Raw genomic sequence first — 25,266 nt, 5'->3', positions numbered from 1 at the left:
TGTCTATTTTTCATCGGTTTTCCCTGTTCTCATCTCTTAATTGAACCCTATTGGATTATATTATGCTCTCTTTGTCTGCCTCCGCAGACTTCGTTTTTGTAGGCGCGGTTTCAACCGCCGTCTTCTTTTTTATAGGCTAGGTGAACCCTATTGGGATATAACGGATGGACGATCGCAGTAATTCTCTTTTGTATTTGTTGCAGTTAGCTTTTGCACCTGTGGGAGCTTATAGTTATTCTGAGGGAATTGAGAGTTTGGTAGCAGCGGGTGCGATCGACAGCGAGAGTAGTTTGAGGAATTGGTTGGAAAATTCGCTGGAATTTGGGGCGGTGCGAGTAGAAGCTGCTGTGGCGGTACGGGCTTTGAGGGCGGCGAAGATTGGGGATTTGAAAGCTTTGAGTTACTGGAATGCTTGGGCGACTGCGACTAAGGAAACTGAAGAGTTGCGGCTGCAAAGTTGGCAAATGGGACGGACTTTGACGCGGTTGTTGCTGGATTTGCGTGAAGCGAAGCTATCCCGCAGGGAATCGCCCGTAGCTTCTGGATTGACAACTATTGTAAAAGATTTGGTGGAAGTTGGCGGCAATCAGTGCAATTTTGCGATCGGCTTTGGGATGGCGGCCGCTTGTTGGCAGATTGAAGAAGAAGCCGCCGTGGTAGGATATTTGTACAGTTGGGCTGCAAATTTGGCGGGTGCAGGCGTGAAACTGATTCCCCTTGGTCAAACCGCCGGTCAACAGTTACTGTTAGATTTGCAATCTCAAATTAGTTTGACGGCGCGAGAAGTTTTACAATTAGAAGATGATGACCTTGGTAGTTGCAGTTGGGGATTGGGACTGGCTAGCATGGCGCACGAAACTCAGTACACTAGGTTGTTTCGGAGCTGAAAATACGAAGGAAGAAGGAAGAAGGAAGAAGGAAGAAGGAAGAAAAACAAACTATGCCCAATGCCCATTTACCAAAATCGCTATGAGTGCTTTTCGTGTAGGAATTGCTGGCCCGGTTGGTTCGGGGAAAACAGCTTTGCTTGATGCTTTGTGCAAAACGCTGCGCCAACAGTACCAGATTGCGGTTGTGACTAATGATATCTATACTCAGGAAGATGCACAGTTTTTGGTTCGGAGTCAAGCTTTGGAGAGCGATCGCATTTTAGGAGTAGAAACTGGCGGCTGTCCCCACACTGCTATCCGCGAAGATGCTTCGATCAACTTGGTAGCGATAGAAGAGTTAGAACAGAAATTTACTAATTTAGATTTAGTCTTTGTCGAAAGCGGCGGTGACAATTTGGCGGCAACTTTTAGCCCGGAGTTGGTAGATTTGACAATTTATGTAATCGATGTGGCTGCGGGTGATAAAATTCCGCGCAAAGGCGGGCCGGGAATTACTAAGTCGGATTTGTTAGTGATTAATAAAATAGACCTCGCGCCTTTTGTGGGAGCAGATTTGGGCGTGATGGAACGGGATGCGAAAAAGATGCGCGGGGAGAAACCTTTTGTTTTTACTAATCTGAAGACTCAGGAAGGCCTAGCGTCGGTGGTTGATTTTGTGAAGGTGAATGTGGTTTAGGCGAATTAAAAAGGTTCGTAGTAAGGACTTTAGTCCTCTGATTCTGCGGACTAAAGTCCTCACTACAAACCTTACTCTGATTCTGCGGACTGAAGTCCTCACTACAAACCTTTTTAATTGCGATGTGACGGCGGACATCATGTTATTTGGCTGGATAGAGACTTTACGCTTTACCCTGATTAAAAATATCTCGTTCAATTAGCAGCTCTGTCAAATTTGCGCTAGTTACTCAACAATTCCCTGACTAAATTTGCCAAACGTTCTGTACTGTCTGTCACTGCTAAGCCAGCAGCAGCTTGAGACATTTTTGCTAAATATTCGGTATCTTTTAACAAATACAGCACTTTGCTTTGTAATACCTCTGCTGTGAGTTCGCTTTGACGGAATACGAAGGCTGCACCGGCTGCGGCAAATACTTCGGCGTTAAATCTTTGGTGATCGTCGGCGGCGTGAGGAAATGGAATTAAAATAGAAGGTACTCCGGTAACAGCTAATTCTGTTAGCGCGCTCGCGCCCGATCGACTAATTGCTAAATTTGCTCGCTGCAACAAACTCGCTACATTATCATAAAATGGCATTGACAAATATTGCTCGTGCTTCAAACTCTCAGCATCCGGGTCATTATTTCCGGTGAGGTGAATTACCCAAGCACCCGCCTCAAACCAAGCCGGAGCACACTCGCGCACTAATTTATTGACTGCGACAGCACCTTGGGAGCCGCCCATGACTAAAATTACAGGTACGCTGTCAGGAATTGGTAACTTTAGAGGCTGCGGGGCGAGGAATTGCGATCGCACCGGCGTACCAGCAACCACCGTTTTCGCGCCCGGTAAATGCTTGGCGGCTGCTTCAAATCCGATCGCCACAGCAGTGCAAAAACGACTAAACCACCGCGTCACCTTGCCGGGAATTGCGTTAGATTCGTGGAGAATCACCGGCAAACCCAAAGAGCGAGCAGCCAAAATTGCCGGTGCTGCGATGTAACCGCCGGTAGTAAATACTCCCTGAAAATTTCCTGTTTTGAGCAACTTCCGCACTTGAAGGATCGAGCCGAGGAGTCCGCCCAAAATCCGTACTGTACCGAGTCCAAATCGCTGCTGAAAGCCTTCAACGGCGATCGTGTGGAGGGGGTAAAGGGAAGAAACTAACTGCGTTTCCATGCGGTCTGGCACTCCCAGCCATTCGATGTCACAGTCGTGCAACTGTGCAGCGGTGGCGATCGCCGGAAATAGATGTCCTCCCGTGCCGCTAGCTGCAACCAACAACCGCAGGGGGGCTTTTGTCAAGGTATTTGTTTGTTTTACAAGTTCCACAGGTCGATCGATTTTAGATTAGAGGTTTTAGATTATTATGCTTATTGTTCCGGCAGTTTCAGCCAATTTTCAATCAGCCATCTAAAATTAGATTGTGCCGTGTCCCTCCTTCCGTTGTCAGTTTTTCGTTGCAGGCGAACAGTAGCTCGCACCGCGGCCCCTGACAAATAACCAAGTTATCATCTAATGCGTAATTTTTTGAATTTAATGCCAAGTGTATCTCAATATTTTGCCAGCCGTCGGGACAAAAAAGCCGATCTGGCGATGGTTTTTGGCTTGAACTGCGGCGAGTCGATCGCTCAAATGTTGTTATGTTTAGCATTGGTAAGTGCTGGCGTGCTGCATCCAACTGCTGTAGGCGCGATCGGGGCGGAGGCTGCGTCGGAGCGATCGACAATTGCTCAAACCCCAGCCAACGCGCCCGCAGAGTTCGCGAAACTACTAACAGAAATGGACGCAGCAGCCAACCGGCGCGATGTCAAAGCAGTCATGGAATTTTACAGCCAGAATTTCACTCATTCTGACGGCTTAAACAGCACCATCATGGCAAAAGCCCTCACCCAACTCTGGGAGCGATATCCAAGTTTGAATTACCGCACCGAACTCAAGTCTTGGAAAACAGAAGGTAGCGCCATTGTCGCTGAAACAGTAACTACAATTATCGGTACTCAAAAAAAGGATGGGATAGACTTAAATTTCAAATCTACCATCGGTTCTCAGCAGCGGTGGGAAAGTAACAAAATAGTTAAGCAAGAGATATTAGCAGAACAAACTCAGCTTAGTTATGGCAAAAATCCGCCCGTAGTTCAAGTGAATTTACCAGAGCAAGTGAAGGTAGGCCAAGAATACCATTTTGATGCCATTGTGCGAGAGCCGATCGGCAATGACATTTTAATAGGAAGTGTTGTGGAGGAACCGGTTACAGAAAAAACATTTTTTAATCCCTCCGCAGTCGAACTGGAATTGCTGAATTCCGGGGGGATTTTTAAAGTCGGTAAAGCTCCTGCTACCCCTAACAATCGCTGGGTTTCAGCAGTGTTGATGCGGCAAGGCGGTATCACGACAGTCTCTGTGCGCCTGCGGGTTGTCCAGTGAAAGAAGCCCGTAAACTTGCAACGGGAGCATCTGATTTTAGTCATGGGGCATGGGGGATGGGGCATGGGGGATGGGGCATGGGGCATTTTACCCTCCGAGCGAAGCCGAAGGGTGGGCATGGGCCAAACGGGGCATTGGGCATTAGTGCTGTAGATAGCGATCGAACAGCAGTCATCAGTGATTATAAAAAAGCAAAACCCCAATCTGCTCGGCCCTTCCCAAATCTAAAATCTAAAATCTAAAATCTAAAATCCTATGATTTCTCTCCAAAATCAAATTGTGTTGGTTACGGGTGCGAGTAGCGGTATCGGAGCAGCCTGTGCGAAAATTTTCGCCAAAGGTGGAGCCAAACTAATTTTAGCAGCCCGCCGCCTGTCCAAGCTCGATCGCCTTGCTAACGAACTTGCAGACACCAAATTGATTGCGTCGGCGAGCGAGATTCAATTGCTAGAATTGGACGTGCGCGATCGCCCAGCAGTCGAATCGGCGATTAGTGCGCTTCCCGAAACTTGGAAAAACATCGATATTTTGATTAACAATGCGGGATTGAGCCGCGGTTTAGACAAACTCCACGAAGGTAACTTTCAAGATTGGGAAGAAATGATCGATACCAATGTCAAAGGCTTGCTGTACGTGACTCGCGCGATCGTACCGGGAATGGTCAGCCGAGGCCGCGGACACGTCGTCAATATCGGCTCAATAGCAGGCCGCCAAGCTTATCCGAAAGGTAACGTTTATTGCGCTTCCAAAGCAGCCGTGAGGGCGATTTCTGATGGGTTGAAACAAGACCTTTTGGGAACGCCTGTGCGGGTGACGGAAATAGAACCGGGTTTGGTGGAAACAGAATTTAGTAATGTCCGGTTTCACGGCGATGCAGAAAAAGCTCAAAATGTCTATAGAGGATTGACGCCGTTGACTGCTGATGATGTGGCGGATGTTGTGTATTTCTGCGCGACGCGATCGCCCCACGTCAATATTAGCGAAGTCTTGCTAGTTCCGACAGACCAAGCTACCGCAACTCTGGTTCACCGAAACGAGTTTTGAGTTTTTAGCGGTAAGTTTCCGGATTTGAAGGGAATTGTGAGGAAGCTTAATTGGTAGATGCACCCTGATTAATTAACTCCCGACCAATTTTGGCCGGGTTTTTTTTTGCGGTATCGAGGGAGATGCTAAAAAAATTTGAGATTGTCCGGATTTTGAGGGAATTGTGAGGAAGCTTAATTGGTAGATGCACCCTGATTAATTAACTCCCGACCAATTTTGGCCGGGTTTTTTTTGCGGTATCGAGGGAGATGCTAAAAAAATTTGAGATTGTCCGGATTTTGAGGGAATTGTGAGGAAGCTTAATTGGTAGATGCACCCTGATTAATTAACTCCCCACCAATTTGGGCTGGGAGTTTTTTTGTCTGTATCGAAGCTTTCGCCACAAATTATCGCAGATTTTCTGAAAGTGTCCTGAAGAAGGTGCTGTTGAGCCGGAGATTAAATTAGTAGATGCACCCTGATTAATTAACTCCCGACCAATTTTGGTTTGGGGTTTTTTTTTTGCATAATTTAGGTATGACAACACGCAGCTACAGTTTGAGGGTTCGCCCATGTCGAGAAACCCGGTTTCTACGAGTTGTGCGTGAAGTTCCCAGAAATTTACCAAGAAACCGGGTTTCTGAAATTGCAAATTTTCTGAAAATATCCTGAAGAAGGTAATGTTGAGCCGGAGATTAAATTAGTAGATGCACCCTGATTAATTAACTCCCGACCACTTTTGGCGCGGGAGTTTTTTTTCGGTATCGAAGCTTTCGCCACAAATTATCGCAGATTTTCTGAAAGTGTCCTGAAGAAGGTGCTGTTGAGCCGGAGATTAAATTAGTAGATGCACCCTGATTAATTAACTCCCGACCAATTTTGGTTTGGGGTTTTTTTTTTCATAATTTAGGTATGACAACACGCAGCTATAGTTTGATGACTCGCCCATGTCGAGAAACCCGGTTTCTAGGAGTTGTGCGCGAAGTTGCTAGAAATTTACCAAGAAACCGGGTTTGTGAAATTGCAGATTTTCTGAAAGTGTCCTGAAGAAGGTGCTGTTGAGCCGGAGATTAAATTAGTAGATGCACCCTGATTAATTAACTCCCGACCAATTTTGGTTTGGGGTTTTTTTTGCATAATTTAGGTATGACAACACGCAGCTACAGTTTGAGGGTTCGCCCATGTCGAGAAACCCGGTTTCTACGAGTTGTGCGCGAAGTTGCTAGAAATTTACGAAGAAACCGGGTTTGTGAAATCGCAAATTTTCTGAAAGTGCCGTGAAGAAGGTGCTGTTGAGCCGGAGATTAAATTAGTAGATGCACCCTGATTAATTAACTCCCGACCAATTTTGGCCGGGTTTTTTTTGTCTGTATCGAACTGGCGCCACAAATTATCGGAGATTTTTTGAAAGTGTCCTGAAGAAGGTGCTGTTGAGCCGGAGATTAAATTAGTAGATGCACCCTGATTAATTAACTCCCGACCAATTTTGGTTTGGGGGTTTTTTTTCATAATTTAGGTATCACAACACTCAGCCAAAGTTTGAGGGCCCGCGCATGGGCGTCGAGAAACCCGGTTTCTAGGAGTTGTGGGTGAAGTTCCCAGAAATTTACGAAGAAACCGGGTTTGTGAAATTGCAAATTTTCTGAAAGTGTCCTGAAGAAGGTGCTGTTGAGCCGGACATTAAATTAGTAGATGCACCCTGATGAATAAACCCCAGCCAATTTTGGCCGGGGTTTTTTTTTGATCGAAAGCTGGATTAGTCGATCGACCTACAAGACTTCAAAAGACTGCACCTCAAGCACTGGCCCGATCATTGCAAAAGTCATCACATCCTTGCGGATTTCACCTTTGACGCTGACTTTCAAAGCTGCTTTTTTCAACTCAGAAGGAGCATCCTTAAGTTCGTAAGTTTCCCCATCTTCGCCGACTAAAGCCCAAGTACCGGGGCCTAATCCTTTGCGTTCAATTACGCCTTTTACTGTAATACTCATGCTGACTGCGCCTCTGTTTTAATTGCCAAACGTGCCAATCCAAAACACAATAAAGCATTGACAATCAAGAATGTTTGTGCTACTAAACCTGTTCCCAATCCCCAAACTGCGGGAGAGAGAATAGCATTGACTGCTAAACAGCTAGCAAAGCCGATCGATGTGGCGATCGCAATCCACTTCCACTCTCTGTGTCCCAACAGCAAAACAATCAAAATGCTGGGAATCAACACGCTAGCAAATAAGGGATTCAGCATACTGCTGCCATTAATTGCGCCGCCGAGTTCGGGGATAGAACTACCCATGATTCTCATCGGCCACTGCGGCAAGTCAAAGACAAACAAGTTGCGTAGGAAAAAGAACCCAGAACTTCCAGCCATCAAGCCGCCGGAAAAGCCCCAAGTCCATTGGAACGGAAAATAATTCCGCAAAATGAAAGCCAGCAGGTAAGAACCGAGTACCATGGCAATTTTGGGTAACAGGGCGACTGCGCCGCCGTCAATCCAGAAGCGGGGGCTGAGATAACCGTTGTCGCGCAGCCAGCGGAAGAAGTCGCGGAAGTTGACTTGACCTTTTTGGGCTAGCTGAACTGCTGCGCCTGCGTCTAGGTGTCCGGAACCAAAATGGTTTAAGGGGTCTTCTGTGACATTTCGCGAGGACTGCAAGAGTATGCTGCGAATTTGGTCTGGTTCTGTGATACCCGATGCTTTGATGAGGGCTGCAACGCCGGCGACGTGGGGAGCAGCCATGCTGGTGCCTTGGTAGGCTTCAAAGACTTCGGCACCTGTTTCTGGGTCGATCGTACTTTGCAGAATTTTGCCGAGTTCAGAACCACCGGGGGCAGAAATGTCAACCCCTGCGCCGAAATTGGAATAATCGGCTTTTTCGTCGTTGGGGCCGAGGGCGGAAACGCCGATGACGTGGGGATAGCGGGCGGGATAGGAAGCGGAACTCTCGCCGGAGTTGCCGGCGGCTGCGATGATGACAACGCCTTTAGAATGGGCGTAGTCGATCGCCTCTGCCATTAACTGACTTTCGCCACCGCCGCCTAAACTCATGTTGATGACATCTGCGCCGTTGTCAGCCGCAAATTTAATCGCTTCGGCAATGTCGGAAACTGTACCGCCACCGCTGCCGCTTAATACTTTGAGTGGCATTAAAGATGCTTCGTAAGCGATGCCTGCGACGCCGTAATTGTTGTTAGTTGATTGGGCGACTGTACCGGCGACGTGAGTACCGTGGCCGTGGTCGTCGTAGGCTTCGGCGCGATCGTTTACAAAGTCGTAGCCCGGTACAAATTTGGTTTCTTTTAAGTCGGCGACGGGAGTTATGCCCGTGTCAATTATCGCTACTGTTGTGCCGCTGCCTTTGGTTTCGTTCCAGGCAGATTCTACGTTGATGCTGCGGAGATTCCACTGCTTGGTATACAGGGGGTCATTCGGAATCTCGAAGATGTCGTAGACGTAGTTCGGTTCAATGTATTCGGTATCTTTAGCCAAATTTGATTTTTTCAGGGCCGAAAGCAACGTGCGATCGCCCTTGACAACATAGACATTATCTGATGCTGAGAATTGGCTGTTGAGTTGCGGTGTGATTTGGTACTGTTGGGCGATCGCATTTACTTCTTTGGCAATCTCAGCAGCACCGATATCTTCGCGGAAATCCAGCACAATCGAGTCGTAAGTGCCTTGAGTAGCCAGTCCTGGGAAATTTGAAATTGCCCAGCCGATCCCGATTAAAAATAAGCACAAAAGGAAAAACTTTTTCATGGCCGATGTCCGTGTAGGGAAGGCTTGTTCACCACAATAACCCAATTTTCAGTGCGATCGCCAGTTTTAGGGGTTGCGACTTCTGGATAACTGGCGGGCTGGCGTTTGGTATTGGGGGGTACGGGCTGTTGCTCGATCGCAAATCATCTAATTTCTAGTTTAAATTGCCGAGCAAGTTTGAGAAGTTCAATCAATTGTATGATGATAGCAGATGGCAAACAGAAGCGGGAGTATTTTTTACAAGGATATTGCATGGAAAGAGGTTTAATGTGGCTGCCACTGCTGGCACTTTTTATCGGGCTCGCTTGGGCTGGATGGAACGAGTATCGAAAGCTAGAAGCGTATCGCGTCTGGGCGGAACAATTTGCCAAGGCAAAGTACGATATTTATGCTGTACTAGGTCAGCAAGAAGACTGTTTGACATGGGGGAAACCTACTCGCAGCGGGCCTGTGAATTTGCAAACTTTTTCCTTGAAAAATGTGCAGTCGTTACGGTTGTTAGTTAACGGTGCTGTGGTAGAAGATTTAGAGTCGCCGCCCAATTCGGGAAAGGCGATCGCCCTAGAATTTTTGTTAAAAGACGCTGCGCCAGTGCAGGTTCCTTTTACAGAAGTTCCTCTAGCGACTAAATGGGCAAAGTATTTGCAGCAAGAATTGCAGCGATTCCTCTAAAATATCGAGTCAACACCATTTCTAAATCTTCTAATTTCTGGCAGATAACCCGCCATCAAAAAGGTTCGTAGTGAGGACTTTAGTCCGCATAAAATCAGAGGACAAAAGTCATCAGTGCCAACGCAAAAAAGGTTTGTAGTGAGGACTTTAGTCCGCAAAAACCCGAGGACAAAAGTCCTCATTGCCAACGTAAAAAAGGTTTGTAGTGAGGACTTTAGTCCGCAAAACTCCGAGTCTAAAAGTCCTCATCGCCAACGTAAAAAAGGTTTGTAGTGAGGACTTTAGTCCGCAAAACTCCGAGTCTAAAAGTCATCATTACCACGTAAAAAGTGTTATGTAATCAGACTAAAAATCGTTTTACCTTCCCCTTTTCCTTCCCCTCCGAATGCAAATACAGGAATTTTTACAGCGCTATCAAGAGGGAGAGCGCAACTTTGCTCATATTGACCTCAGCGGTGCTAGTTTAAGCGGTGTCAATCTTCGAGAAATAGACTTAACTGGTGCTAACTTGACCGGTGCTAATTTGAGCTGGTCTTTTTTGAGCAATGCTAAGTTAATTGGGGCTTGTTTGCGCCGTGCAGATTTCCGCAGTGCGGGGATGGCTGGGGCGAATCTGACTGGAGCAAATTTGAGCGGAGCAAATCTTACGAAAGTCGATTTGCGGTTGGGTTGTTTGCAAGCAGCGGATCTTAATTGGGCGGCGCTGGGCGAGGCAGATTTGGGTGGTGCTAATCTTCAAGGAGTTAAATCTGACCAAATTAATTTGGAAAAAGCTAAACTCGACGGCGCGCAGTTGATGGCGGCGGAATTGATGGAGGCGAATCTGAACCGGGCGAGTCTTGTTGGTGCGAATTTAACGGGTGCTAATTTGCGGGAAGCGCATTTGGTGGAAGCGAATTTGCGATCGGCAATTTTGAGCGGTACAAATTTGATTGAAGCCGACTTGAATGGTGCTCAAATGCGATCGGCAAATCTGACTGGCGCTGACTTGCACCGAGCCGTGCTGGTGGGGGCGGATTTGACTGAGGCGGTGCTGGATCGGGCTGATTTGAGTCGAGCTAATTTGGTGGGTGCTTATCTGTTAAAAGCGAGTTTTAAACAGGCACTTTTGGTGCGTTCTAACTTGCAGGAAGTGTACTTGCTGCGGGCGGATTTGAGCGAAGCTAATTTGCGGAGTGCTGATTTGCGGAAAGCTGATTTGAGCGGCGCTTATTTGATGGATGCGATGTTGGCTGAGGCGGATTTAAGAGAAGCTTGTTTGATTGAGTGCCGTTTGATTCGGACGAATTTGGAGGGGGCGCAGCTTACGGGTTGCTGCATTGAAAATTGGCAGGTTCAAGATGTCGATCTGTCAAAAGTTGACTGTCGCTATGTTTTTACTGAGTTTGATTATATTTCCAAAGTTGCGGCAAATCGCTTGCCAGCAAATAGCGATTTTGAGTCTGGGGAATTGGGGCAGCAGTATCAACAGGAAAGTTCGATTGTGGAGGTTTGTTTTGCCCAATCTCCTAATTGGGAGGCTTTGGTGTTTACGGTGCGTCAGGTGGAGTTGGAGAGCTACGAGCTAAGGTTGAAGGTGAATTTTTTTGAGTCAGTGGGGGAACGAAATTTACTGCGGCTGAGCGCGAGCCGTTTGGTGAATGGCAAGATTTTGGGCGATCGCATTTTGGCGCTTTATCCAGATATGTTGGAAAAGGTTTTAGCTAAGGGTGCTGAAATTTTGAGTTTGCTAGGATTGGCTGTTGGCGATAACGGTTCGCAGGTGGAGTCAGCCACACCGCAGCCACCGATGCCAGTACCAAAAGAGGTGTTGCTCAGAAGGCAGGAAATCTACGAGCGAATGGTGCGCCAAATTTCGTTTATTTTGATGTCTCAGACGCCGGATAAATTCGCCCAAAGCGTGCAGCGGTTGTTGGATTATTTGAAGCAGCAAGGTATCCCGACAGAGCAGATTCAGAAGAAAGTCATCAGTCAGGCGATCGTGCAACGGGCGAAGCAAGATCCTGGTTTTCGGGAACAGTTGCTGAGGTGGGAGAAAACGGCGTCAGCGAGTGTTCGCTGTTCGATGATGGGGGAAGCGGTACGATTTGCGATCGCCCTGTTGTGGGAATAAATCGATTGGCGATTTGGGATTGTTAAAAACTGACAACTGACAACTGTCAACTGTCAACTGTCAACTGTCAACTGTCAACTGACCAATCTTGCCTCACCAGTCGGCGGCCCGCTAAGGCCCGCACTTGCTCGTCTGTGTCGGAAACTGCGAGCGATCGCACCAGCGGCAAAGTTTCTGGATTTTCGGGATAATGTTCGATAATTGCTTCGAGTGCTGTAAACCGGGGATTGTAAGCAAAAGAACCTATGCGATTGTAGGGATCGGTAAGAGCTCTCTGACGCAAAAACTCAAACATTCCCGGTTCGTCCTTCCATCCCCGGATTAACTCTACCAGGGCGATCGCCCGCACCTGCGAATCCTCATCCTGGGCGGCCCTAATTTTCAGCCACTCAAAAGTTTGAGGCCCATTTGTCCGCCCGCGGGCTAACTTTTGCAAAGCGATTTGCCTCAGAGCCGGACTCTCATCGCCCTCTGCTTTAGCCTCCAGCATCCGCAAAGTTTCAGCACCATCGGGCCAGTTGCGAGCGAGTTCATGCACCGCCACTTCGCGCACCTCTTCCTCTCTAGCCTCAAGCTGAATTTTCAACAAAGGCAAGGTTTCCGGGTCTTCGGACCATCCCCGTGCTATTTCTCGCACCAGCACGCTCAGCAAGTGAGCATCTGCTTCCGACTCCACCAGTTGCTTGAGAAAAGGCAGTGTCTCGCCCCGGTGTCCCCAGCCTCTTGCTATCTGTTCCACCGCCGTTTCTCGGACGTTGATGTGTCTGTCTGATTCAGCCAGACACATCAACCACTCAAAGACTTCGAGACTGGCTGACGGTAACGTGGCTGCTGCTACAACTACCACTTGGCGCACAGTCCAATAATCGTCTGAGGCAACAATTTGTTGCAGCAAGGGCAATGTCTCGGGGTGTTCGGGCCAACCGGAGGCGATTTGTTGCAGGGCTATTTCGCGCATTTCGGCGTCGATATCGGCAGTAGCTATATTTTGCAAAAAAGCCAGAGTAGCCGGGTTAGAGGGCCAGCCAGAGGCAATTGCTTGGACTGCTGCCTGCCGGACGCTGGAACTCGGGTCGGACTCGGCGACACTTGTCAGCAGCGGGTAAATGTCTGGTTCGTCGGGCCAGCGTGAGGCCAATTCTTCGATCGCCGCTGTGCGTACTTCTTCGCTGCTGTCGGAGGTGGCTAGGGTTTTCAGCAGCAGGCAAACCTCGGCCTCGGCGGGCCAGCCTGCTGCCAATTCCCGCACCGCTACTGTTCGCAGCGTAGAACTTCCTGTATGGGCAAGGTTTTTGAGCTGGGACAGCGTGCCTAAAATGCTGTGCCAACCTCTGGCTATTTCTTGCCACGCTACGACTCGCACTCCCAAATTTTCGTCGGATTCGGCGGCGGTTCTCAGCAGCAGCAAGGTATCTGTGCGATCGGGCCAATGAGTGGCTAATTGTTCCAGCGCGCAGGTGCGGACTGCGGGACTGCGATCGGATTGAGCCAGTATCGCCAGCAGAGGCAAGGTATCGCTCTTAGAGCGCCAACCTGAAGCCATTTCTTGGATTGCTGCCGATCGCACTGCCCAACTTCGATCGGATTTAGCCAGGTTTTTGAGCATCAGGTAAATTTCTGGTTCGTCGGGCCAACCGCAGGCTATGGCTTTGACTGCTGTAGCGCGGACTTCCCCGCTGTCGCTGGAGTGTGCCAGTATTTTCAGCCATGGCAGGGTTTGCGGGTCGTTTTTCCAAGTTTGGGCGATCGCCGCGATCGATCGATAGCGAATTTGATAAGTTTCCTGCAATTCTTGAGCGCTTTGATAAAGAATCAGAAAAACCGTGCCGTATTGCGATAGCTTTTTTAAAGCATTTAACAGTTTTTTTTCTGTTGCTTCATTGACGCCACCTTTAATTTTTGATAGACATTCTGCTGCTAAAAATAAATTAATAAATCTTTCTTGTTGCCCGTTAATAGCGGTCAGATATTCTATAATTTCATTCGCTGTTTCTCGATCGACCTTGGCTGCGATTTCTCTCAGGAATTCATGTAAAGATTCGTCGCGCCAATGCTGGCCGAAAACTTGTGTTGTAAGTTCGACCCCAGTCAGTTGACCGCTTTTGAGTTGTGCGTCGATTAACTCGGCGACAGTCTGGGGATTATTTTCGGAAACAAGTTTTTTTAACAACATACCGAGCTCTTGCCCCCTGGATTTTGTTGGTATCGAAAATCAGAAATCATCTTGGTTATTAGTTTAGAGGTTTTTGAGTTGGGCAAGTATGCAGCCGACGATCTAATCTATTTTATACCAAAGCTACTTGCTCTGGAGAGCCTCAAGGCAAAATCCGCCACCACCCACAGGAATGTTGGGTGGTGGCGGATGGATGTCGAACAATTAAGCTTTTGAATCTAGCTAACAGCTACTTGGACGCGAGATCCTGCAACCCGAACCGTAAAAGTCGGAATTTTTACGGTTTCATCGTCCAAACACTGGCCCGTGGCCAAGCTAAAATTCTGCTTGTAAATGGGAGAAGCAACTTTCAGAGTGCCGTTGCGATCGCCCACAAGTCCCCGCGACAACACAAAAGCCTTGCTAAACGGGTCGTAATTGCTCAAAGCATACACTTCATCCTCGTTTCCGACTCGGAAAACTGCCACCTGTTCCCCAGCTACTAAAGCGCACACGCCCGTATTCGGGGCGATCGCATCCAGCGAGCACACATCTACCCAAGTTGTCACTGTATCGGAAACCTGTAATGATTGAACCATTTTTTTTCCTGTTAATTTAATACAATTTCCTTCACAATTTCCGGTTACAAACCGCTAAATTGGCTTGTAGTGAGGACGCTCGCGTCCTCTTAAAACTTTTGCGGACTCAGCGTCCTCGCTACAAACGTTATCACGCTAAATTGGTTTGTAGTGAGGACTGAGAAGTCCTTTTAAAGCTTTTGCGGACTAAAGTCCTCACTACAAACCCGATCGCGGTTATTTGGTTTGTAGTGAGGACGCTCGCGTTCTTTTAAAGCTTTTGCGGACTAAAGTCCTCACTACAAACCCGATTGCGGTTATTTGGTTTGTAGTGAGGACTGAGCGTCCTTTTAAAGCTTTTGCGGACTAAAGTCCTCACTACAAACCCGATCGCGATTATTTGTCCGAAACTCCAGCTAGGGCTTTTTCACTATCGTAAGCAGGGCGAGTTTGTCCCCGTTCCTCGACGCGAACAATATTCGGATCGGGTAAATCGGAATTCACAAAATGCTGGAAGCGCTGTACTTTTTGCGGGTCTTCCACCGTTGTTTTCCACTCGCACTGATAGGTATTTACCAAATGCTCCATCTGCTCTTCCAATTCAGCACAAATGCCGAGAGAATCTTCAATTATTACTTGCTTCAAGTATTCAATACCGCCCTCAAGTTTGTTCAACCAGGTAGCGGTACGTTCTAAACGATCCGCCGTGCGAATGTATAACACCAAAAAGCGATCGATATACTTGATCAAAGTTTCTTTATCGATATCAGATGCTAGCAAAACCGCGTGCTGCGGTTTGATACCGCCGTTGCCGCACACGTACAAATTCCAACCATTCTCAGTAGCAATAATCCCAAAATCCTTGCTTTGAGCTTCCGCACATTCGCGAGTACAGCCAGAGACAGCAGATTTGAGCTTGTGGGGCGATCGCAAACCACGATAACGCAATTCAACTTCGATCGCCAAACTTGTCGAATCCTGCACCCCAAAGCGACACCAAGTGCTACCAACACAAGATTTTACAGTCCGCAAAGCCTTACCGTAAGCGTGGCCAGACTCAAATCCCGCATCGATCAAGCGGCGCCAAATATGCGGCAACTGATCCACCCGAGCCCCAAACAAATCGATCCGCTGTCCGCCAGTAATCTTAGTATAAAGCCCAAAATCCCTGCCAACTTCTCCCAAAACAATCAACTTCTCCGGCGTAATTTCTCCACCCGGAATTCGTGGCACAACTGAATAAGTACCGTCGCGTTGAATGTTTGCCAAATAGTAATCGTTGGTGTCTTGCAAACCGACGTGAGACTTCTCTAGAATATGGTCATTCCAAGTAGAAGCCAGCATCGAAGCAACAGCAGGCTTGCAAATTTCGCAGCCGCGCCCTTTGCCGTGTTTGGCGATCGTCTCATCAAAGCTTTTCAGCTCTTGAGTGCGAACCAAGTGGTACAATTCTTGACGGGAATATTCAAAATGTTCGCAGAGGTGATTTTTGACCGCAAACCCGGCTTTCTTCATCTCCGACTTAAAGATGTCTGTCACCAAAGGCACGCAGCCGCCGCAGCCCGTACCAGCTTGAGTGCATTTCTTGACGCTGGCGACATCTGTTAAATTGCGATCGCGAATCGCCTCACAAATCTGCCCTTTACTGACATTATTGCAAGAACAAATTTGAGCCGAATCTGGCAAACTCTCCACACCAAAACCCGCAGCCGCTCCGCCTTCCCGCGGTGGCATCAACAAATCTTCAGGATGCGGCGGCAAAGCAATTTCATTTTGCATGAATTGCAGCAAAGTTCCGTAAGCAGAAGCATCTCCGACGAGAATACCGCCTAAAATCCGGCTGCCATCTTGATTTAAAACTAATTTTTTGTAAGTACCTTGGAATGTGTCAGCAACAACAATCTCTTTAGCACCAACAGACTTGGCAAAAGCATCACCAAAACTCGCCACATCCACTCCCAAAAGTTTGAGTTTCGTGGACATATCTGCACCGGTGAAAGTGCTAGCGCTCTCCTCTGCTGCGCTGCTCAAAATATCTGCTGCAACGCCAGCCATTGTATAGCCCGGGGCAACTAAGCCGTAGATGCGATTTTGATAAAGCGCGCATTCGCCGATCGCATAAATATCAGGATCGGAAGTTTGGCAGCGATCGTTAATCGTAATCCCACCACGTTCTCCCACTTCTATCCCGCAACCTCTGGCAATTTCATCGCGCGGGCGAATACCAGCAGAAAACACAATCATATCTGTTGCCAATTCCGAACCGTCAGCAAACAGCATTGTAGTAACTTTGCCATTTTCGCTAACAATTTCGGTGGTAGATTTGCTGGTGTGAACCGAAACCCCTAACTCCTCAATTTTATTACGGAGAATCGCACCACCAACCTCGTCAACTTGCACGGGCATCAGCCGCGACGCAAACTCAACCACATGAGTTTTCAAGCCCATATTTTGGAGAGCATTAGCGCATTCTAAACCCAACAAGCCGCCACCAATTACCACACCAACTTGGCAATTTTTAGCATAATCCGACATCGCCTCCAAGTCGTCAATTGTCCGGTAAACAAAAGTACCAGCAGCGTCTTTGCCTTTGATCGGCGGTACGAATGGATAGGAACCCGTAGCGAGCACAATTTTGTCGTAGGGAACCTCTAAACCGTTGGCTGAAGAGACTGTTTTTTGTTCCCGATTGATGGTGACTGCTTTGTCACCGATGTGAATCTTTATGTCATTTTTGTGATAAAATCCAGGTGCAACTAGGGATAAATCTCCCGCTGTTTTGCCAGAGAAAAATCCGCTGAGGTTTACGCGATCGTAAGCAACGCGCTGCTCTTCACAGAAAGTAATTAAATTCCAGTTTTTGGCAGCATCCGAGCTCACCATTAACTCTAGGAATTTGTGACCTACCATACCATTGCCGATTACAATCAGGTTTTTTTTGGCTGTCATAAAAAATCTCGGTAAGTGGGAAACGAGCGTGGCTTGAGCCTCGCTCGTGGGAAACAACGCGGGTGGTTTTAACCACCGTGAATCTTTCCATTACCGCCTTGGGAATTGTTTGACTCTTGTGTACTTTTGTAATGTACTTTCAATGGGACAATTACCATTTCAAGCTTCACAATCCGCGATCGCATAATGGTTGCCTTTGTTGGGCCTCCCTTGCGGGGTAATGTTCGCTTCGCCAATGTTATGAGGGCTTGTGAGGCTAGCAGCACTGTCTCAGTGACTTTAAGACTGTTTAACCACTAGCGATAGAGCGGAAAACTAGCGTCGCATTCTCCGGTATCGTGACCCAAATAACGTAGACCTCAAAAGTCTTAGGCTGGTCAGAATAGCTTGCTTCGAGACTTGCTCGCGACCAAGCTCAGTGTCTTTAGACCTGAGTTCCTGACTAGAATCTCTTTTATCTGGTTTATCCGTCGTTGGCTTTATTAATATAAGAGTTTGTTATAAACTTTTGTATATCTAGATACAAAATATTATTTTTTATGCAATTTTTGAATGCTTCCGATTGCATTTTTGCATGAGGTCTGGTGGCAGTTGGCAGTTGACAGTTGATATAGCAATCCTAAATCATTATCAAAACCATAACATAAATTTGATTTCCCCAAAGTTCATCAGTACACTGACACATGGAAAATTATTTAAGATTGCTATATAATAAACTTAATACAACTTTACTGCCTATTCCCAGGAAATTTATAATTAAACCACGTCCGGTTAAAACAAAACCTATGACCTACACCCCATCCAAACTACTTAGGTTTGAGGAATTTATTACCCAATATGGGGATAATACACGCTATGAACTCATTGACGGAGAACTCAGAGACATGGAACCGACTGGCCCTCACGAAGCAGTTGCAGGAAGTATTGCGGGTAGAATTTATGTCGAAATATTTCGTGCTAATTTCAATTGGTTAGTGCCAAAAAATTGTTTAATAAAACCCCTATATGCTGAAGCAACAGCACTGCGTCCTGACGTAATTGTTTTAGATAAAGCAGAAATTGGTACTGAACCGCTTTGGCAAAAAGAACCAGTAATTTGTAAAGGTAGTACCGTTAAGCTTGTTGCTGAAGTAGTCAGCACTAATTGGCAAGATGATTATGCAAGGAAAGTGGAAGAATACGCTTTTTTGAATATCCCAGAATATTGGATTGTAGACTTTCGGGGGTTGGGTGGTTTCCAATTTATCGGCAATCCCAAACAACCTACTTTCACCATCTACCAGTTAGTAAATGGGGTGTACCAGCAGCAACAATATCGCTTGGGAGATACTATTTCTTCTTACCTATTTCCAAATTTACAATTAAAACTAGACGATATTATGCCCACTTGAAACTTCTTTATTTTGTTACTTTTACGTGTGGTTTGCCTCTGTCAACTGTCAACTGTTTAAGCTCCCATGCCCGAATACTGCTTCAAACCCTGCCGCCACAGCCAGCGATTCCACACAAAAAACAGTGCCACCCAACCCAGCATCACCAACAAACCGCGGCCAACATCAACAGGTAATCCTATCAAAATTGAAGCGGGAAAATGAATTAAATAAGGAAACGGAGTCCATAAAACCACTGCGCGCACCTGTGGTGGAAACACTTGTAGCGGTGCGATAAGTCCCGATAAAAACAGATAAATCAAAAACCAGAATTGTTCGATCGCCGTTGCGCGCTCTATCCAAAAAGCAAACAGCGCAAAGGTATACTGGATCAGGAACCGCAAGCAAAAAGCCAAGACGATAACCAAACAAAATAGCAAAAATCTACCGAAACTCGGCAGCCAAAAAGCTTGGGGATAAAGTGCAAAAAACAGCAGGATCAATCCGAATACAAACGGGAGCCTCGCAAACCTTTCGGAAACGTGAGACGCGAAGTGGTGCCATACTGGATCTAAAGGCTGCAACAATCTATTGGATAAATTGCCTTGCACTACTTGTTTTTCAAAGTCCCAAATCACCCAAACTACATTAGTTTGCCGTACAATGAAAGCTGCTAAAAAGTAACGGGCAAAATCGAGCGAATTCAGCCCGAATTGACCAGTTTGTGATGCCTGCATCCACACGCCCATCAAGATAAATGGTAAAGCTCCCGACAGCGCCCACAAAAATAACTCCGCCCGATACTCGAGCATATAAGCGTAGTAGGTGACGAGCAAAGTTTTAGCAATTATGATGATTTTTTTCATAGAGCGCATCTCAATAAATTGTGTAATTTTAGAGTTAGATGGTGTCTGTTGAATTGCCCGCGATCGAATTTTATCGATGGGTGGGGGCGGGTTTGTATATTTCCTCAATGTGAATGAAAGATTGTTGGTTAGCCCGCCCTATAATTATTGTGCTTAATTCAATTGCACTCTATTTTTCCTTCGCATAAATTACACTTTTCCTGTGCGAAATACTCGGCCGATAACCTCTTCAATTGGCGGGTCAGTAACGGTCAAATCTATCACTTCCAAATCAGCTAAAATCTTTGATACACTCGCTGTCAACTCCTCTCTTTTTACCAAAAATCGCACTGAATTACCTTCAATCGATTCTACCTCGCCGTAAGCAAAAGCGCTATTTTTTGCGATCGGTTCCGCTAATTTTACCTGAACTTCTCGATAAGGTGCAAATCTGTCGAGCAATCCGTCCAGACTGCCATCATAAACTAATTGCCCTTCATGGATTAACAAAACTCGCTTGCACAAAGCAGTAATGTCAGCCATGTAGTGACTTGTCAAAAGCACCGTTGCTTGAAATCGCTCGTTATATTCCCGCAGAAATTGTCTGACGCTAAACTGGGCGTTGATATCCAAACCTAAAGTCGGTTCATCTAAAAATAGTACCTCCGGTTGATGCAGCAGCGCGGCCATCAATTCAGCTTTCATGCGTTCGCCCAAAGACAACTTACGCACCGCCTGGTTTAACTTGCCTTCTAGTGACAGCATTTCTGTCAATTCTCCGACTCGTTGGCGGTAATCTTTATCGGAAATTCCGTAGACAGCGGCATTGATTCGCAGGGAGTCGAGTACGGGTAAATCCCAAATTAGCTGCTGTTTCTGCCCCATGACTAAGGTGATTCTTTGCAGAAAATCTGCTTGGCGGCGGAAAGGAATACGATCGCACACTGTCACTGTACCACTAGACGGATAAATCAAACCAGTCAGCATTTTCAGCGTCGTAGTTTTGCCCGCACCGTTAGCCCCGAGAAATCCCACCACTTCCCCGGGTTCAATCTTGAAAGAAACGCCCTCAACTGCTTTGATATTGCGGTAATTGCGCTTAAAAAAGTGCTGCAATGTTCCTTTGAGTCCCGGTTCCTTAATGGCTACCGGATAAACTTTGCTCAAGTCTTCAACTAAGATAATTGGCATGGGATCTACTTTTAACTTTTATTTTAATCTGCGATGTGGCGATCGAACTTGTGCCAAGATGGAGCAAGCTGTCTAGCAGGGTGTGCCCTTTGCACAAAAAGTAACTTGGTTCGGGTACACCGTACTAAACTGTAGAATATTCCCAAGAATATTCCCAGATATCCATTATCACATCCCACAAAATTTACAACCATGGTACTCACCCCCGATAATTCAGGCATCTCTCGTTTGGTAGGAGACAATACTGCTGAAAATATTACACTCGCACCTGGACAACTTGCTCGTTTTCCTGGGGGAGTTTGGATGCTGGGCGGTAATGATACCGTCAGGGGCGCATCAGATGCAGAAAGGATTTTTGGTAACGATGGTAAAGACAGTCTATTAGGCGGTGCCGGCGATGATTCTATTTACGGCGGCAAAGATGACGACGATGTTTTGGGAGAAGCTGGGAACGATTTCTTGACAGGAGATAGAAATAGCGATTTCATCGATGGCGGTGCGGGCAATGATTTGCTGCGCGGCGGACAAGGTGTTGATTTATTGGTTGGGGGTGAAGGTAGCGATACTTTAATTGGCGATAGAGATGTGGATATTTACAAAGGAGGTGCGGGGAACGATGTGTTTGTTTTTAGAGTCGATCAAGCGGGCATCAAATCTGCGGGATTTGAACTTCCTGATGCGGTAATTGTGGACTTTGACAAGTCTAGCGATTCGATCGGCATTAGTACGGCTTTTACCAGCAGTAATATCACTTTTGAACAGGTAAGTTATAGCTTGAACGATCCGAGACTGCTGCTGCTAGATCCAGGAACTATAGCGGGGGGAACGAGTTTGTTAGCTAAGGGTGGAATCTCGCAACGAAGTCTCGATCCCGATGGCAACGGCCGCGTGGAAGCGACTAATATTAGATTTGGTTTGACGAATGCTTTGTTAGGAACTGTGTTGAATGTGACTCCGGCAGATTTAACCGGCCGTTTGATTAATGCTAGTTCTGTGCTTTAATTTGTAGGTGTAGGGTGCGAATTACGCACCTTACCCATGATCCACGATCTAACTCACCGTCAAAACTGCACGATAGCGGACTTGATTGTCGCGGACTTTCTGCATTGCTTCATTGGCTTGTGCGATCGCAAAAACTTCGACAATCGGCTCAATCCCAAACTTATCTGCGATCGACAGCATTTCATTAATCATAGCGCGACCGCCGATCGGAGAAGCCATAATTCGGCGGCGCTTTGCTAGCAGTGAAGATAACGGAATGCTCAAAGGTGCGTTGGGAACTCCGACAAAAGCAAGCGCACCGTCAGAATCGAGACAATCAATGTAGGGAACCCAATCTAAAGCAGCAGGAACAGTGCTCAACAAAATATCTAATTTGCTGCTGGGCGCTTGAGGGCTTTCGCCATTTCCTACTACAATAGCTTCGTCTGCTCCCATTTTATGTGCAAGTTCTGCCTTATCTTGGGAAGTAGTAAAAACTGTAACGCGGTTGCCTAACTTTTTGGCAAATTGCACCGCCATGTGTCCCAAACCGCCGATACCAAGAATGCCAATTTCTTGCCCGGAACTCATGCCCGCATTCCGCAAACCCTCATAAACAGTAATTCCACCGCACAACAGCGGCCCGGCTGCTTTAGAATCGATGCCTTTGGGAATAGGAAAAGCAAAGCGGGAATCTACCATCAAATAGTCGGCAAAACCGCCCGGGCCTGTAACAATTAATGCTTGAATGTTATCGCAGAGATTTTCGTTACCGCGCAAGCAGTCGCGGCACTGCAAACAAGATGACCTTTGCCAGCCGACACCGACACGATCGCCCACTTTTAAATGAGTCACTTGCGGCCCTATTTCCGCCACTTCTCCGACAACTTCGTGGCCGGGAACCAGGGGATATTTCGATTGACCCCAATCGTTGTCAATCATGTGCAAATCAGAGTGACAGATGCCACAACTCAAGACTTTGATCAGACATTCGTGTACTTTTGGCGATTCGACATCAAATTTGTATTCCTCAAGCAATCCGCCTGGTTTTTTGACTGCTAGTGCTTTAATTTGCATGATGGTATTTCCTGGTTTGCTTGTCATTATAGTTAATAATGATTCGCTCCGGAGCTGCTTGAAAAATATCTTTCTTTAGTGGTATATATTTGGTTGACCCGCCTCTATGACTCATGCCCATAGTGTACGCAATGCACGCCTTACTAATTCCCCACTCCCTATTCCGCGTTACAAATTAGGTAGGATTATAACTTGCCTTTTTCCATTGCCCACTGCATCAAACCGGGGAATAAGCGATCGGCTTCCGATTAGGTAGGATTATAACTTGCCTTTTTCCATTGCCCACTGCATCAAACCGGGGAATAAGCGATAGGCTTCCGACGCCAAAAAGGCAGGCCCGACGGTAACTTCTGCACGCTGATTCTTCACAGCATCCCAGACTGCTTTAGCAACATCTTCCGGCTGGCTTGCTCCAGGAGATTGCAGCATTTCGGTCATTTGTTGGCGGCGCAATTCGACTGCGGCATCGTCTCGATCGCGAAATTGAGCTCTTTCGAGAAAATCGCTGTTAATCAAACCCGGATGTACGGCGCAAACGTGAATGCCTCGGGGCGCCAATTCCAATCGCAAAGTTTCTGTTAAACCTGTTACTGCATATTTGCTGGCGCAATAGGCAGTCATTTGAGGTAAGGGCATTTTGCCACCAATGGAGCCAACATTGACGATCGTACCCGTTTTGCGTTCGAGAAAATGTGGCAAAATTTCTTGAATTGTGTTAACGCAGCCCCAAAAATTGGTATTCATTAATTGGTGGAAGTCTTCGGAGGTGGTTTGCTCGATCGCCCCCGCGAGACAAATCCCTGCATTATTCACCAAAACATCGATGTTCCCGCAGGTATCCAGGGCTTTTTGGACGATCGCCCGCACTTGTTCAACGTCGCCCACATCCCCCGCAATCGCGATAGCAGAAGTGCCTTCACGCTGCACCTGAGCTGCTGCTGCTCCCAATCTCTCCGGCTCGCGAGCCACCATCACCACGTCGTAACCTTTACTGGCAAATAACAGTGCCGTTGCTTTGCCGCTTCCTTGAGAAGCGCCTGTAATCAAAACTGTAGGAGCCATAGATAGTTATAATTTGTAAGTCGGGACTTCGTTTGCTGCTGTATTGGAACTATAACAGATACCAAGTATTTTGGGGCGCGCTCTACATTGATAGTTTTGTTGAATATGGAAAGTTTTAATGATTGGTGGTTAGGTTTTTTTTTACGAACCGCGAAGACGCGAAGGGCACGAAGGAAGAGAGGAGAAGAGAAGGGAAGAACGAAAATTATGAGTTGTACAAAGATTGTATGTATTTTTGATAATTACCAATGACCTCCCTTCGGCTCCCCTCTTCGGGCAAGATGAGCAATAACCAATTACCAATAACGTTCGATCGCGGGTAGAGCATTAATGACAAATGACGGCAGGACTAATGACAAATGACGGCAGGACTAATGACGGCAGGACTAATGACGGCAGGACTAATGACGGCAGGACTAATGACGGCAGGACTAATGACGGCAGGACTAATGACGGCAGGACTAATGACTAATCACTAAAAAAATGAATGTTCCGAAAAAACCGCCGAATTGGTCGATCGCCCTCGTCTTAATTATCGGCGTGTTAGCCGTCTCAACCGCCTCAATCTTAATCCGGCTGGCCAACCTGAAAGCAGGTGCGGGCGGCTTCGGTTTCAGTCTGGTGCTCGCCGCCTCTCGCTTGAGTTTATCTGCTTTAATTCTGCTTCCGGCTTGGCCGAAAATTCAGTGGAAAGCCCTACAACCCGGAGCTCGGCGCTATGCTGCTGCTGCGGGTTTGTGTCTCGCCCTCCACTTTGCTCTCTGGATTACTTCGCTGTCTTATACTTCGATCGCAGCTTCCACAGCCCTCGTCACCACAAATCCGGTTTGGGTAGCCCTCTTATCCCGCTTCTGGTTTGGTGAAAAAATCAGCAAACTGTCGATCGCTGGCATTACTATAGCTCTTGCTGGCGGAATGACGATCGCCCTCGGGAGTGCGGGCGCAGCGAATGCCGGAAATAGTCAACTGCTGGGCGATTTTCTGGCTCTGGCTGGTTCCTGGGCTGTCAGCTTATATCTGTTACTGGGCCGGGAAGCTCAACGGCGGGGATTGGGAATTGGCGGTTATATCGCGATCGCCTATACTATTGCTGCGATCGTCCTCCTACCTCTCCCCCTCATCTTCGGCACCAGTTATACAGGTTATCCCAACATTGTATATCTGTATATTTTGTTAACCGCCGCCTTGCCTCAATTAGTCGGACACACCATTTTAAACTGGGCTGTAGTGCAGATTTCCCCAACTCTGGTAACTCTTGCCATTTTATTTGAACCCGTGGCGGCGAGTTGTTTAGGTTATTTTTTGTTTGGGGAAATGCCCGCTCCAGCCGTACTTGGAGGTGCCGGAGTCCTCCTGTTTGGCGTAGCCACGGCGACTTTCGGAGCGCAAAAATCTTAGTAAAAAAGTCACAATTAAAAAAAGATAGCAAAGATATTCGCTTCTAAACTCTCAACTGTCAATCTCTCGGCTTCGCCGGCTGGCTCTTCTGTCAACTGTCAACTGTCAACTGTCAACTGTCAAC

The 25,266-nt window shown here is 47.1% G+C and carries 22 protein-coding genes; 11 read left to right on the top strand and 11 right to left on the bottom strand.

What is annotated here, in order from left to right:
• Positions 1-164: 164 nt before the first annotated feature.
• Positions 165-887, top strand: coding sequence for an urease accessory protein UreF (locus QZW47_RS10615; protein ID WP_293126856.1), 723 nt, complete (start codon positions 165-167; stop codon positions 885-887).
• 82 nt (positions 888-969) lie between these two features.
• Entirely contained in the window at positions 970-1,566 is a 597-nt protein-coding gene (gene ureG, locus QZW47_RS10610) for an urease accessory protein UreG (RefSeq protein ID WP_293126933.1), read from the top strand.
• Positions 1,567-1,787: 221 nt separating this feature from the next.
• On the opposite strand, the gene murG is transcribed toward ureG, so the two are convergent.
• Entirely contained in the window at positions 1,788-2,879 is a 1,092-nt protein-coding gene (gene murG, locus QZW47_RS10605) for an undecaprenyldiphospho-muramoylpentapeptide beta-N-acetylglucosaminyltransferase (RefSeq protein ID WP_293126854.1), read from the bottom strand.
• Positions 2,880-3,065: 186 nt separating this feature from the next.
• Here murG and QZW47_RS10600 point away from each other — a divergent pair, with 186 nt between their 5' ends.
• Genes QZW47_RS10600 through QZW47_RS10590 form a run of 3 tightly spaced genes read left to right on the top strand, consistent with a single transcriptional unit; the run spans position 3,066 to position 5,018 of the window.
• The gene (locus QZW47_RS10600; protein WP_293126852.1) at positions 3,066-3,974 is read left to right on the top strand and encodes a nuclear transport factor 2 family protein; all 909 of its coding nucleotides are present in this window, start codon (positions 3,066-3,068) and stop codon (positions 3,972-3,974) included.
• Positions 3,971-4,216 carry a hypothetical protein gene (locus tag QZW47_RS10595; RefSeq protein ID WP_293126850.1) on the top strand — a complete coding sequence of 82 codons (246 nt, stop codon included), beginning with the start codon at positions 3,971-3,973 and terminating at the stop codon, positions 4,214-4,216. The genes QZW47_RS10600 and QZW47_RS10595 overlap by 4 nt, the downstream gene beginning before the upstream one ends.
• A gap of 13 nt (positions 4,217-4,229) precedes the next feature.
• On the top strand, positions 4,230-5,018 hold the full coding sequence (locus QZW47_RS10590; protein WP_293126848.1) for an SDR family oxidoreductase: 789 nt from the start codon (positions 4,230-4,232) through the stop codon (positions 5,016-5,018).
• A gap of 1,209 nt (positions 5,019-6,227) precedes the next feature.
• On the opposite strand, the gene QZW47_RS10585 is transcribed toward QZW47_RS10590, so the two are convergent.
• The 3 genes from QZW47_RS10585 to QZW47_RS10575 form a co-directional block, all read right to left on the bottom strand.
• Positions 6,228-6,506: a hypothetical protein gene (locus tag QZW47_RS10585; RefSeq protein WP_293126846.1), complete on the bottom strand. Its 279-nt coding sequence runs from the start codon at positions 6,504-6,506 to the stop codon at positions 6,228-6,230.
• Positions 6,507-6,766: 260 nt separating this feature from the next.
• Complete coding sequence (locus tag QZW47_RS10580; RefSeq protein ID WP_293126844.1) at positions 6,767-6,988, bottom strand: hypothetical protein; 222 nt, start codon at positions 6,986-6,988, stop codon at positions 6,767-6,769.
• A complete protein-coding gene (locus QZW47_RS10575) occupies positions 6,985-8,754 on the bottom strand; it encodes a S8 family peptidase (RefSeq protein WP_293126842.1) in 1,770 nt (589 codons plus the stop codon). Before QZW47_RS10575 ends, QZW47_RS10580 begins: the two co-directional genes overlap by 4 nt.
• A 252-nt stretch (positions 8,755-9,006) precedes the next feature.
• Between QZW47_RS10575 and QZW47_RS10570 the strand changes: the two genes are divergently transcribed.
• Both QZW47_RS10570 and QZW47_RS10565 read left to right on the top strand, forming a co-directional pair.
• On the top strand, positions 9,007-9,426 hold the full coding sequence (locus QZW47_RS10570) for a hypothetical protein (protein ID WP_293126931.1): 420 nt from the start codon (positions 9,007-9,009) through the stop codon (positions 9,424-9,426).
• A gap of 385 nt (positions 9,427-9,811) precedes the next feature.
• Entirely contained in the window at positions 9,812-11,539 is a 1,728-nt protein-coding gene (locus tag QZW47_RS10565) for a pentapeptide repeat-containing protein (RefSeq protein ID WP_293126840.1), read from the top strand.
• A 67-nt stretch (positions 11,540-11,606) separates the two neighbouring features.
• On the opposite strand, the gene QZW47_RS10560 is transcribed toward QZW47_RS10565, so the two are convergent.
• The gene (locus QZW47_RS10560; RefSeq protein WP_293126838.1) at positions 11,607-13,712 is read right to left on the bottom strand and encodes a HEAT repeat domain-containing protein; all 2,106 of its coding nucleotides are present in this window, start codon (positions 13,710-13,712) and stop codon (positions 11,607-11,609) included.
• Between the two features lie 51 nt (positions 13,713-13,763).
• On the opposite strand from QZW47_RS10560, the gene QZW47_RS10555 reads away from it, so the two are divergent.
• Complete coding sequence (locus QZW47_RS10555) at positions 13,764-13,928, top strand: hypothetical protein (protein WP_293126836.1); 165 nt, start codon at positions 13,764-13,766, stop codon at positions 13,926-13,928.
• 2 nt (positions 13,929-13,930) lie between these two features.
• Here the strand turns inward: QZW47_RS10555 and nirD are convergent, their stop codons facing one another.
• Positions 13,931-14,290, bottom strand: coding sequence for a nitrite reductase small subunit NirD (nirD, locus tag QZW47_RS10550; RefSeq protein ID WP_293126834.1), 360 nt, complete (start codon positions 14,288-14,290; stop codon positions 13,931-13,933).
• Between the two features lie 375 nt (positions 14,291-14,665).
• Complete coding sequence (gene nirB, locus QZW47_RS10545; RefSeq protein WP_293126832.1) at positions 14,666-17,218, bottom strand: nitrite reductase large subunit NirB; 2,553 nt, start codon at positions 17,216-17,218, stop codon at positions 14,666-14,668.
• Between the two features lie 785 nt (positions 17,219-18,003).
• Between nirB and QZW47_RS10540 the strand changes: the two genes are divergently transcribed.
• Positions 18,004-18,609: a Uma2 family endonuclease gene (locus QZW47_RS10540; protein ID WP_293126830.1), complete on the top strand. Its 606-nt coding sequence runs from the start codon at positions 18,004-18,006 to the stop codon at positions 18,607-18,609.
• 56 nt (positions 18,610-18,665) lie between these two features.
• Here QZW47_RS10540 and QZW47_RS10535 read toward each other — a convergent pair whose 3' ends face one another.
• Together QZW47_RS10535 and QZW47_RS10530 are read right to left on the bottom strand one after the other, a co-directional pair.
• Positions 18,666-19,454, bottom strand: a complete 789-nt coding sequence (locus QZW47_RS10535) for an ABC-2 family transporter protein (protein ID WP_293126828.1) — start codon at positions 19,452-19,454, stop codon at positions 18,666-18,668.
• Positions 19,455-19,643: 189 nt separating this feature from the next.
• Entirely contained in the window at positions 19,644-20,624 is a 981-nt protein-coding gene (locus QZW47_RS10530) for an ATP-binding cassette domain-containing protein (protein ID WP_293126826.1), read from the bottom strand.
• A gap of 192 nt (positions 20,625-20,816) precedes the next feature.
• Between QZW47_RS10530 and QZW47_RS10525 the strand changes: the two genes are divergently transcribed.
• A complete protein-coding gene (locus QZW47_RS10525; protein ID WP_293126824.1) occupies positions 20,817-21,626 on the top strand; it encodes a calcium-binding protein in 810 nt (269 codons plus the stop codon).
• Between the two features lie 48 nt (positions 21,627-21,674).
• Here QZW47_RS10525 and QZW47_RS10520 read toward each other — a convergent pair whose 3' ends face one another.
• Together QZW47_RS10520 and QZW47_RS10515 are read right to left on the bottom strand one after the other, a co-directional pair.
• Positions 21,675-22,709: an NAD(P)-dependent alcohol dehydrogenase gene (locus QZW47_RS10520; protein WP_293126822.1), complete on the bottom strand. Its 1,035-nt coding sequence runs from the start codon at positions 22,707-22,709 to the stop codon at positions 21,675-21,677.
• Between the two features lie 231 nt (positions 22,710-22,940).
• Positions 22,941-23,744 carry an SDR family oxidoreductase gene (locus QZW47_RS10515; protein ID WP_293126820.1) on the bottom strand — a complete coding sequence of 268 codons (804 nt, stop codon included), beginning with the start codon at positions 23,742-23,744 and terminating at the stop codon, positions 22,941-22,943.
• Positions 23,745-24,227: 483 nt separating this feature from the next.
• Here QZW47_RS10515 and QZW47_RS10510 point away from each other — a divergent pair, with 483 nt between their 5' ends.
• Complete coding sequence (locus tag QZW47_RS10510; RefSeq protein ID WP_293126818.1) at positions 24,228-25,142, top strand: DMT family transporter; 915 nt, start codon at positions 24,228-24,230, stop codon at positions 25,140-25,142.
• Positions 25,143-25,266 lie beyond the last annotated feature (124 nt).

Origin of the sequence: Microcoleus sp. bin38.metabat.b11b12b14.051 (assembly GCF_013299165.1) — a bacterium.
GTDB lineage: Bacteria > Cyanobacteriota > Cyanobacteriia > Cyanobacteriales > Microcoleaceae > Microcoleus.
The sequence above is the reverse complement of the archived record's forward strand: the minus strand, read 5'-3'. Positions and strand labels throughout refer to the sequence as shown.

What these genes read in the sequence shown, in the direction of transcription:
- QZW47_RS10565 (WP_293126840.1), top strand. Translation starts at nt 9,812, where the DNA reads ATGCAAATACAGGAATTTTTACAGCGCTATCAAGAGGGAGAGCGCAAC.
- QZW47_RS10590 (WP_293126848.1), top strand. Translation starts at nt 4,230, where the DNA reads ATGATTTCTCTCCAAAATCAAATTGTGTTGGTTACGGGTGCGAGTAGC.
- QZW47_RS10585 (WP_293126846.1), bottom strand. Translation starts at nt 6,506, where the DNA reads ATGAAAAAAAACCCCCAAACCAAAATTGGTCGGGAGTTAATTAATCAG.
- QZW47_RS10520 (WP_293126822.1), bottom strand. Translation starts at nt 22,709, where the DNA reads ATGACAAGCAAACCAGGAAATACCATCATGCAAATTAAAGCACTAGCA.
- QZW47_RS10515 (WP_293126820.1), bottom strand. Translation starts at nt 23,744, where the DNA reads ATGGCTCCTACAGTTTTGATTACAGGCGCTTCTCAAGGAAGCGGCAAA.
- QZW47_RS10560 (WP_293126838.1), bottom strand. Translation starts at nt 13,712, where the DNA reads ATGTTGTTAAAAAAACTTGTTTCCGAAAATAATCCCCAGACTGTCGCC.
- QZW47_RS10580 (WP_293126844.1), bottom strand. Translation starts at nt 6,988, where the DNA reads ATGAGTATTACAGTAAAAGGCGTAATTGAACGCAAAGGATTAGGCCCC.
- QZW47_RS10540 (WP_293126830.1), top strand. Translation starts at nt 18,004, where the DNA reads ATGACCTACACCCCATCCAAACTACTTAGGTTTGAGGAATTTATTACC.
- nirD (WP_293126834.1), bottom strand. Translation starts at nt 14,290, where the DNA reads ATGGTTCAATCATTACAGGTTTCCGATACAGTGACAACTTGGGTAGAT.
- QZW47_RS10570 (WP_293126931.1), top strand. Translation starts at nt 9,007, where the DNA reads ATGGAAAGAGGTTTAATGTGGCTGCCACTGCTGGCACTTTTTATCGGG.
- QZW47_RS10600 (WP_293126852.1), top strand. Translation starts at nt 3,066, where the DNA reads ATGCGTAATTTTTTGAATTTAATGCCAAGTGTATCTCAATATTTTGCC.
- ureG (WP_293126933.1), top strand. Translation starts at nt 970, where the DNA reads ATGAGTGCTTTTCGTGTAGGAATTGCTGGCCCGGTTGGTTCGGGGAAA.
- QZW47_RS10535 (WP_293126828.1), bottom strand. Translation starts at nt 19,454, where the DNA reads ATGAAAAAAATCATCATAATTGCTAAAACTTTGCTCGTCACCTACTAC.
- QZW47_RS10525 (WP_293126824.1), top strand. Translation starts at nt 20,817, where the DNA reads ATGGTACTCACCCCCGATAATTCAGGCATCTCTCGTTTGGTAGGAGAC.
- QZW47_RS10615 (WP_293126856.1), top strand. Translation starts at nt 165, where the DNA reads ATGGACGATCGCAGTAATTCTCTTTTGTATTTGTTGCAGTTAGCTTTT.
- QZW47_RS10510 (WP_293126818.1), top strand. Translation starts at nt 24,228, where the DNA reads ATGAATGTTCCGAAAAAACCGCCGAATTGGTCGATCGCCCTCGTCTTA.
- QZW47_RS10530 (WP_293126826.1), bottom strand. Translation starts at nt 20,624, where the DNA reads ATGCCAATTATCTTAGTTGAAGACTTGAGCAAAGTTTATCCGGTAGCC.
- QZW47_RS10575 (WP_293126842.1), bottom strand. Translation starts at nt 8,754, where the DNA reads ATGAAAAAGTTTTTCCTTTTGTGCTTATTTTTAATCGGGATCGGCTGG.
- nirB (WP_293126832.1), bottom strand. Translation starts at nt 17,218, where the DNA reads ATGACAGCCAAAAAAAACCTGATTGTAATCGGCAATGGTATGGTAGGT.